Annotated in this window: 9 protein-coding genes; 5 read left to right on the top strand and 4 right to left on the bottom strand. The window is 28.4% G+C overall.

The window, feature by feature from the left end; genetic code table 11:
- Positions 1 to 345 (bottom strand): alcohol dehydrogenase catalytic domain-containing protein (locus KA900_RS12605; protein ID WP_210139606.1); only part of this gene is annotated, 345 nt, incomplete at its 3' end.
- A 197-nt stretch (positions 346 to 542) separates the two neighbouring features.
- Here KA900_RS12605 and KA900_RS12600 point away from each other — a divergent pair.
- Positions 543 to 2,402 (top strand): DUF262 domain-containing protein, encoded by a 1,860-nt coding sequence (locus KA900_RS12600; RefSeq protein WP_210139700.1) that lies wholly within the window; start codon positions 543 to 545, stop codon positions 2,400 to 2,402.
- A 156-nt stretch (positions 2,403 to 2,558) separates the two neighbouring features.
- On the opposite strand, the gene KA900_RS12595 is transcribed toward KA900_RS12600, so the two are convergent.
- Positions 2,559 to 2,651, bottom strand: a complete 93-nt coding sequence (locus KA900_RS12595) for a type I toxin-antitoxin system Fst family toxin (protein ID WP_107515274.1) — start codon at positions 2,649 to 2,651, stop codon at positions 2,559 to 2,561.
- Positions 2,652 to 2,854: 203 nt separating this feature from the next.
- On the opposite strand from KA900_RS12595, the gene KA900_RS12590 reads away from it, so the two are divergent.
- The 4 genes from KA900_RS12590 (at position 2,855) to KA900_RS12575 (ending at position 6,702) form a co-directional block, all read left to right on the top strand.
- On the top strand, positions 2,855 to 3,112 hold the full coding sequence (locus KA900_RS12590) for a type II toxin-antitoxin system Phd/YefM family antitoxin (protein WP_064209985.1): 258 nt from the start codon (positions 2,855 to 2,857) through the stop codon (positions 3,110 to 3,112).
- Entirely contained in the window at positions 3,113 to 3,379 is a 267-nt protein-coding gene (locus tag KA900_RS12585) for a Txe/YoeB family addiction module toxin (protein WP_210139699.1), read from the top strand. It abuts the gene before it with no gap.
- Positions 3,380 to 5,212: 1,833 nt separating this feature from the next.
- Positions 5,213 to 5,620 (top strand): IS200/IS605 family transposase, encoded by a 408-nt coding sequence (gene tnpA, locus KA900_RS12580; RefSeq protein ID WP_210139698.1) that lies wholly within the window; start codon positions 5,213 to 5,215, stop codon positions 5,618 to 5,620.
- Positions 5,621 to 5,625: 5 nt separating this feature from the next.
- Positions 5,626 to 6,702 (top strand): RNA-guided endonuclease InsQ/TnpB family protein, encoded by a 1,077-nt coding sequence (locus KA900_RS12575; RefSeq protein WP_210139697.1) that lies wholly within the window; start codon positions 5,626 to 5,628, stop codon positions 6,700 to 6,702.
- A gap of 293 nt (positions 6,703 to 6,995) precedes the next feature.
- On the opposite strand, the gene KA900_RS12570 is transcribed toward KA900_RS12575, so the two are convergent.
- Complete coding sequence (locus KA900_RS12570) at positions 6,996 to 7,415, bottom strand: plasmid mobilization protein (protein WP_210139696.1); 420 nt, start codon at positions 7,413 to 7,415, stop codon at positions 6,996 to 6,998.
- Positions 7,416 to 8,469: 1,054 nt separating this feature from the next.
- Positions 8,470 to 8,724 (bottom strand): hypothetical protein, encoded by a 255-nt coding sequence (locus KA900_RS12565; RefSeq protein WP_210139695.1) that lies wholly within the window; start codon positions 8,722 to 8,724, stop codon positions 8,470 to 8,472.
- Between the last annotated feature and the right edge of the window lie 54 nt (positions 8,725 to 8,778).

Here is an 8,778-nt window from a genome sequence, read left to right as displayed (position 1 = left end):
AAATGAATAACCATCATAAAGATCAATATTTTCTTCTTTTTCACGATTTGAAACTGTAGGATTAATGACAACACGATCGCCTTTATTAAATTTTGTAACCTTAGAACCAATATCATCTACTACACCTGCAAATTCGTGGCCTAATGTAACGGGCGCTTTTTGGCCAAGGAACGGGTCAGGTTTGTCTGTTGAAATAAATATAGGGCCTTCTAAGTATTCATGTAAATCTGTACCACAAATGCCAGCCCAAGACACTTTAACTTTAACCTCATTATCTTGTAACTCTTTAGATTTTCGATCTTCAACTCGTACATCCTTTTGACCATACCAAACTGCTGCTTTCATTGATAAAACCTCCTTGTTTTAGTTAATTTAATAGTATGCCTTTTAAAAGTTACTTTCAAATAAACTAACCTTTTAATATAGTGTTTCTAAATTATTATATGATTAGAGTGTACTCTAAATTATATTTGGAATCTTTATACAAATTGTAAGTATAAAGTATTGCATTATATAGTAAAATGAAATAGAGGTGATTTATATTGGGGTTTAGTACTGAAAATAGAAGCATTTTAGAATTTTTCCAAAAATCTGTGGTATATATAGTACCAAGATATCAACGGTCGTATGTATGGAAAGAAACAAATTGGTCTGAACTATTAACAGATATAACTTTTACAATGGATACAGGATCAAGGGCTTCATGGTCTCACTTTTTAGGAACAATAGTTTTAAATGACGTAAACAAAGAATTAAAAAATTCTAAGGATCCTGGCGTTACATATTATGAGATTATTGATGGTCAACAAAGAATTACTACTATATACATAATATTTGCAGCTATAGTTAAACATTTTAATTCATTAGAAGATGAGAAAGAGTCCGAACGTGCTAAATATGTTAAAGAGACATTTTTAACAACACTAAAATCTACTAATGAAAAAATAACAAAACTTAATAATCCTGACGCTGCAAAAGACATTCAGTCTTTATTAGATTATGTTTCTTACAACTCTAAAACCGAATTATCCAAAAGTAATAGATTTTATCAAGTTTTTATGTATTTTATTTCATATATAGAAAATAAAAGTTTTAATGATACAGTAACTTTTTTAAATAAGCTCTTGGAAATCAATATTGTAGAAATTATATCTGGTGAAGAAGAGGAAATTTATAATATATTTGAAGTTTTAAATGCAAGAGGTCAAAAACTCAAGCAAATGGAATTGTTAAAAAACCATATCATGAAGTATGTACAACCAAGAACTGATGATTTTATTGATCATTCTAAAGATAAATGGAATGGACTAATGAATATGGCAAGAGGCCTTTCAGATATAGATAATTTAATTAATCATTTTGCAAAGTGTTATATAAAAAAACGTTCAGAAAATATTAATTCTGTTTATAAGCTAATTAAAGAAGAAGTCCCGATTACCCAACTATCCAACTTGCTTGATGATTTATACGATTTCACAGAAGTATACATGCAAGTTAATGATGTAAATAATCCTGATTTTATTATTGAATATTTTAACATCAAGAGGAATCAACAAATTAGATCTTTACTAGCAGCTATAAAATTATTAACATCAAAAAATATAATTAATAACTCAACAGAAGAAAAAGCATTTAAAAACATAAGAAACTTCTTCTTTATTTTTAATGGAATGCAACAAACCAGTAATCAGACAGATAAGATAATTGGTTCTACATCTTATTCTATTTATCATTGTGCTACTGATGCCGAATTCAAAATAATAATGACCGATTTTTTTGTTAAAATGAATAAATATATAGAGAAGAACAAGTTTTTAACATTGATGTCTAACAATCAATCATTCAAGTATTCAAACAAGGATAAGTCTTTAAAGAGAAATAATAAATTAATAAAATATACATTAGTAGCTAATGCTCAATATAACCAACAAGACACGTATATAATGTTAAAAGATATGACAATAGAACATTTGTTACCAGATAATGGTAACACTGAAACTACTGCATTTGGTAATTTAACAATTGTAACTGCCTCATTAAATAGTGATGATTTATCAAACAAGCCGATAACTCAAAAAATAGATATTTTAAATAGTAAATCTACTATAAAAGATAATTATAATATTGAAGAATATTATAATTATGACACTGATAAATTCGATTACGTATCTAGAGAAAAAGATATATTTGAGAACCTTTATGAAAATGTTTTTCCATATAATCCTTATATTTATGGAATTAATGAAACTCAAATTAAAAATTATTATGATAACTATGAATTGGTTAAAAATGATAAAGATTTATTAGAAATACTGAAGTTAAAAGGAATTCATTTCGAAAACTTTTTGAAAAATAACCCTCTTTATATTGAACAATATAAAAAATACAGAGAGTTACTTTAGTGCTATTTAACTGAAATACATTTTTTGCATTCCTATCCACTATGGTGTTATAATGCATTTAACGAAAAAGATTAGCAATAATACACCAATCCCCTCACTATGTCCGTAGTGAGGGGATTTTTATGGTGTTGACTATTTTATTTGTCGCCTATTTAATTATTTATCGCGCTTACTAAGCCAATAAGTAAAATACGCGATGGCACAGCCACTGATGACTGGTGCTATGATGTGAACGAAAAAGATTAACAAAATAATACACCTCCTCTCTTCGTCAAATTGACGCCTGAGAGATAGGCGACTCCATTATTATACCATCTGTGAATGTACAAGCATATGTACTTCCGATAAGTTGAATTATGTAAAAATCAAACTTATACCCCATTATAGGCCATAACTTTACGTACGTTTTTAAGTACGTTATAATATAGAATAAAGAAAGGACGTGACTAATAATGAATATTAAAACGCCTACTAATGCGAGAAAAGAATTCTATGAACTACTTAAACAAGTTAATGATAGCCACGAACCCGTTATTATAAGCAGTTCTAAGAGTGAAAATAACGCTGTAATCATAAGTCAGAAAGATTGGGATAGTATTCAAGAAACGTTATATCTTGAAACAACAGGGACTATGGATAAAGTACGAGAGCGTGAAAAGGATAACAGTGGCTACACTAACGTTGATGATTTAGACTGGGATAACCTCTAAATGGATAATTACAGTATTTCTATTAAAAATTCAGCAAAATCTGATTTAAAGAAAATTAAACAATCACAGTTGAAAACACAATTCTTAAAAATTGTAGACACGTTAAAAGAAGACCCTTATTTTCCGAGCCAATCTTTTGAAAAGTTGCAACCTAAACACTTAGGGCGTTATTCAAGAAGAATAAACCATCAACATAGAGTTGTTTACACAGTTGATGAAGATGATAAGGAAGTTTTTATCCTTTCTGCATGGTCACATTATGAATAAAAGTAGCTAATTTTTAGTTATGGGTTATATATTATAAATAGCATATTGGGATTTATGTAATACACGATGGCTTTTCAGTAAATAATAAATCGAAATTTAAGATATGAAAGATTAATTAATCATATTGATGTATTTGATTATATATCATTACTAAATTGGTTGGATAAAATAAATATAACAGAACCACATGCTATAATCGGAAAAATAAAAAGTGGTTTCAATTCATATATGAGTGTTAATTTTAAAAATGATGCAGTAAAACAAATGAAACGGATTGATGAAATTATTTAGGGAACTATTAATATAGTTCTCTTTTACCTACAAGTGATGTAAAAGATGCATTAAGTTAATAAAGTATATTTCAAATATCTTTAGAGGAATTTATATTATGTATAGATTCCTCTTTTTTATAACATTTAATTAGTATTTCAAAAACTAAACCTCTTGCATTAACTTATAACTAAGTTTAATTGCATTTAATAAATCAAAAATAAAAATATGGTTATTTGATTTATTAAAGTATATCTAATGTTCCTAATTAGCGTCACATTTTATATACATTAATTGGTTGTTTATTAATAAACGAACTCAATTAAGATGATTAAAGTTTATTAATATAAAACTTATAACATTATATTAACGGTAATTAATAGAACAACTTACATTGTTTATTCTTACCTATTAATTATATCAGCGACTCCTTTTAGACTCCCTGATAACAGGATAAGGAGGAACAATGCCATCGCCATGGCACCCAGCATAGCTGGGGTCCTCTAAACTTATCCTTTAATACTATAAATGCTGATGTGATAGTGTTTATATAATAATTTATAACGCGATAACAATAGAGTTTGTGTATTTTTACATGGCATTTTTATGAGAATTTACCGAACAGCATATCCCTTGTCCCACAAGAGGTTTAAAAACGAGGACTCTTTAGAGTCGTTATAGACTCCCTAAAGGAGTCTGGATTTTATGTATTTTATTTAAATTAACGACTATTTGTGAAATACTTAACATGTATTATTTACATAATTTATTCGTCTTAAATTAACCTTTGAAATTATTTTTATGTAGTAACTTATGTTTATACATTAACGGTACCAGAATAAAAAAGTGTTCAGTTAAATATTTTAACTGAACACTTAATGTTTAAATAAATGTATTTATATCTTCATTTATTTGATTATCTTTATTGTTATTGTCATTAGTTATTGATTTGTTTGTATCATCTTCATTGATTAATCAATTCATTTATTTCGTTTTCTTTATCTAATATAAAGTTTGAATTTTCATCAATTTTAACTTCTCCAGAATTCAATTCTTCAAAGTTAATGTTTTTATATAACTGATTTCGTTTCTTTTATATACCTTCTATTTGTTTAATTTTTCTAGGCGCTGCCATAATAAAATCATTCTTCCTATTTTGGTTTGTCGTTTGAGCTGATTCCAGTCTTACTATTTATTGATGTTAATTCATAAATTTTATCAGTACTAAAATGATTAAGTTGTTTTTGCTGAGCTTTTAGTCTTTCTTGAATATCATTTTCTTATTCTATTTCACTATATAATTTTTCCACATCTACACCATCGTTTCTTATATTTTCAATATCAGTATTTGAAATGTCTGTGCTTTCACTTGCTGCGTTATCTAAATCAGTCATAGAAATAGAATTACTAGCTCTTTTTTCCTCATCTTCATCTAAAATAAGCGAATGTATATCTAGTGAAGATGACAGAATTTATCGAGTGAGAAAGCCCTCGGTTTTAATCGTGTGAATGAGAACGAAAATTTCAAAATGTAAGATAAATATACATACGGAAAAAGGGTATATGAGATACAAGGGAAACAAATATAGAAGAACAAGCACAACAGTAAGTCTAATTAATTATCATTTTATGTCTTATCTAAGGTATAGAAGGAAAATATTTTTAAGTAAAGGATTAGACAAACGCTTTAAAGCATTAGTTAAAGCAATATCAAAAACTAATGCTTTTAAAATAATTGCTATCAAAACAGACAAGGATCATTGTCATTTGTTCATTAACACATTGCTAACATATAGTCCGTCAGATATTATGGCAAAAATAAAAGGTGGAACAAGTAAAATATTAAGAGCGGCGTTTAAAGAATTTCGATTCATGCCAAGTTTGTGGACTAAAAGCTATTTTGTGTCAACGGTTGGTAATATATCTATCGAGACAATTAAAAATTATGTCGAAAATCAAAGAAAGAGGTGATTACGATGGGTCAAATAGTGACAGTTAAATTAAAACTAGAACCAAACAAAGTCCAATTAGAATTAATTAAGTCGGCCTCACAAGAATATATTAATGTAATTAATACATTAGTAGATGAAATGGTTAAATCACAGGCACCAACACAGAAAACAACTAAAGATATTGACGCTTTAATAAATAGCAGTGTTAAAAATCAAGCGATTAGAGATGCTAAATCAGTATTTAAGAAAGCTAAGAAAACCAAATACAAAAAGGTACCTGTTTTAAAAAAACCTATCATAGTATGGAATAATGAAAACTATACAATTAATCATAAAAGTGTCAAAATACCATTTGTTGTTAATGGAAAGTCACAAAGGATTGAAATTAAAGCAAACATTTCTGACTATGAAAGACATCTAATTGAATCAGCTAATAAGCTAGGTACATTGCGTATCACTCGTAAAGGAAATAAATATGTAGCGCAAATAGCCATTGAAAGAAATGTAAAAGAGCATACAAGCACTAGAATAATGGGTGTTGACTTAGGTATTAAGATACCAGCAGTCTGTTGTACAGATGAAAGGAAAGTTAAATTCGTAGGTAATGGAAGAAACAACAAGTATGTTAGACGCTACCACAATCAACGTAGAAAGAAACTAGGTAAAGCTAAAAAGTTAAATGCTATCAAAAAATCACAAAACAAAGAGCAACGTTGGATGAATGATAAAGACCACAAAGCAAGTCGTGAAATTGTAAACTTTGCTATTCAGCACAATGTGGGTATCATTCGACTAGAAAAGTTAGCAAATATTAGAAAACAGACAAGTAAAAGTCGTAAAAACAATCATTCATTAAGCAACTGGTCATTCTACAGATTGGCACAGTACATTGAATACAAAGCGAATTTAGTAGGAATTAAAGTAGAATACGTCGAACCTAAATACACAAGTCAATTATGTCCTAAGTGTAGTAGAAGAAATAAATCGAAAGATAGACAGTATAAATGTTCTCATTGTGGTCACTTAGATCACAGGGATATTGTAGGTGCTAAGAATATAATAAATGCACCTGTACTTGATGGTAATAGTCAAGTAGCCTAGTTAACTATACGTTCTGAACTAGGATGGGGTATTGGCATACCCCTAACTTTAGGCAAGTACAAACTAGAAATAGATGCGTACGATTTTGTACTAAAGAATCCCATTGCTTTAGCTGTGGGAGTGTCAAATTTTTGTACTGATCAACATCAGAACTTAATGAATTAGCTGCATTTTGTAAATTACAGAATTTAGTGAATGAGAAAGCCCACGGTTTTAATCGTGTGGATGAGAACGAAAATTTCAAAATGTAATATAAATTATATTCGTATGTTTTATATCTTTGAAAAATTAAATCAGTTTTCAAAAAAGGATTTAATAGCATCTTTCATCTCTTCTTTTAATTGTTCATCTCTCTTATATCCATTCAAATTAATATATTCCGCATCTTCTTGTACATACTGTAAGAACTTCTTAAACGTATCAATATAAGTTTTATAATGTTCACATTGTGCTTCTAAAAGCTCAACATCTTCTTTTGGTACGCTTGTCTCTAAAGCCATTTCAAGTGTTTGTTTTTCTTTTTTTAACTGTTCAGTATATTCATCTGTGTTATAGACAACTGTAGGTTTGATACGATTACCTAATGCTGCAAGCCGTGTATAAGCTGTTGGATTTAAATCTCTATCTTCTGCTAACGCTTTTACCTTTTTATATTCTTCTTCAGTTAAATTGATATTGATTGTTTTAGCTTTTCTATGACTTTGATTGGTCATTTTTAACCCCTCCACAACTAAGTAATCACTCATTTATTCATCTAATTATATAATTAGTAATTACTCAATATTTTCACAAAAATAAACTAAGCAAATACTCATCTGTTTAATAAGTTATTAGCTTAGTAATTACTTAGTTTTATCGTATCATATTTAACTAAGTAATTACTAATCAATTATATACTGAAACATTGATTGATTTTGGATGAATATAAGGAATCCTTTAGGGAATCTTTAGGGATTCCAAAGATTCCCTGTTGTGAAATCCCTTGCGCCCCAAAGGATAGAAGAATTGCTATTTTCCAAAGAAAATGCCATGTAAAATTCCATGGATTCCTTTGTGTCCGTAATTAAATATGATTCATAAATACCGTAATATCAGCATTTAGATCTTTTAAGGATAAGTTTAGAGGACCCCAGCTATGCTGGGTGCCATGGCAATGGCATTGTTCCTCCTTATCCTGTTGTCCGGGATTCCTTTTAGATTCCCTGTAAATTTAACAAACGATTAAAATAATTTACACGCTACAATGCGTAAGTCTTAATTTGGTATTAATGTAATAGTTAAATAAACATTCATTAATAAAATGAAATTTATAGAATTTAAAAAAGACTTTGATGAAGTGAATTATAAACCCAAAATGGTTCAATTGGTAATATAGTAGTAGGTGAACATATCGTTAATGAAATGAAGATATAGCAAAAGTATGGTTAGGTTACAATCACATTTGTTAAAAGGGGTATAATGATGAATGTCTAAAAGGGTAAAAAATAAAGCTCCTAACAGCATTAATCAATCTGTTAAGAGCTATTACATCACTAATTAAAGAGTTAATAAACTAAATTAACTTTTTAGGAGGAGTGGCGACTCCTCCTTCAATACATCTATATTATAACATTTTACTACCTTTAAAACCAATACGGTTAACTGAAATAATGAAACGATAAGTTCTATTATCAATATTAGATTCCATGCTAAAATTTAAAAACGGATTAAATTAATCTCCCCATTATCAAGACAAGAAGAAACTCGTTTTCAACTCGTTTCTAAAACCTAAAATTTGTTCTCTTTTTTTATCAATTTCAAAACGAAAGAAACAATAGCACATACAACAACAATAAAAATCAAACTATATAACAAAATCATGCTAGAACCCGTAACATTTATTCCAAATAAAGAACTACTATCAGAACCAAAACTAGCATATGAATTAAAAATAAATATTAATAAAATACCAATACTAGCAAGAATACCTACAACATCAAAAATAAATTTTACATAAGGATACTTAATATTCTTAGTTAACATTGCAAAAACTCCTTTTGCCTAAATTACCGAACTTAATTGCTTTATTCCAATTGC

This window comes from Staphylococcus sp. GDY8P120P (genome assembly GCF_017892065.1).
GTDB lineage: Bacteria > Bacillota > Bacilli > Staphylococcales > Staphylococcaceae > Staphylococcus > Staphylococcus nepalensis.
Note: the sequence above shows the minus strand (reverse complement) of the source record. Positions and strands in the feature narration are given on the sequence as shown.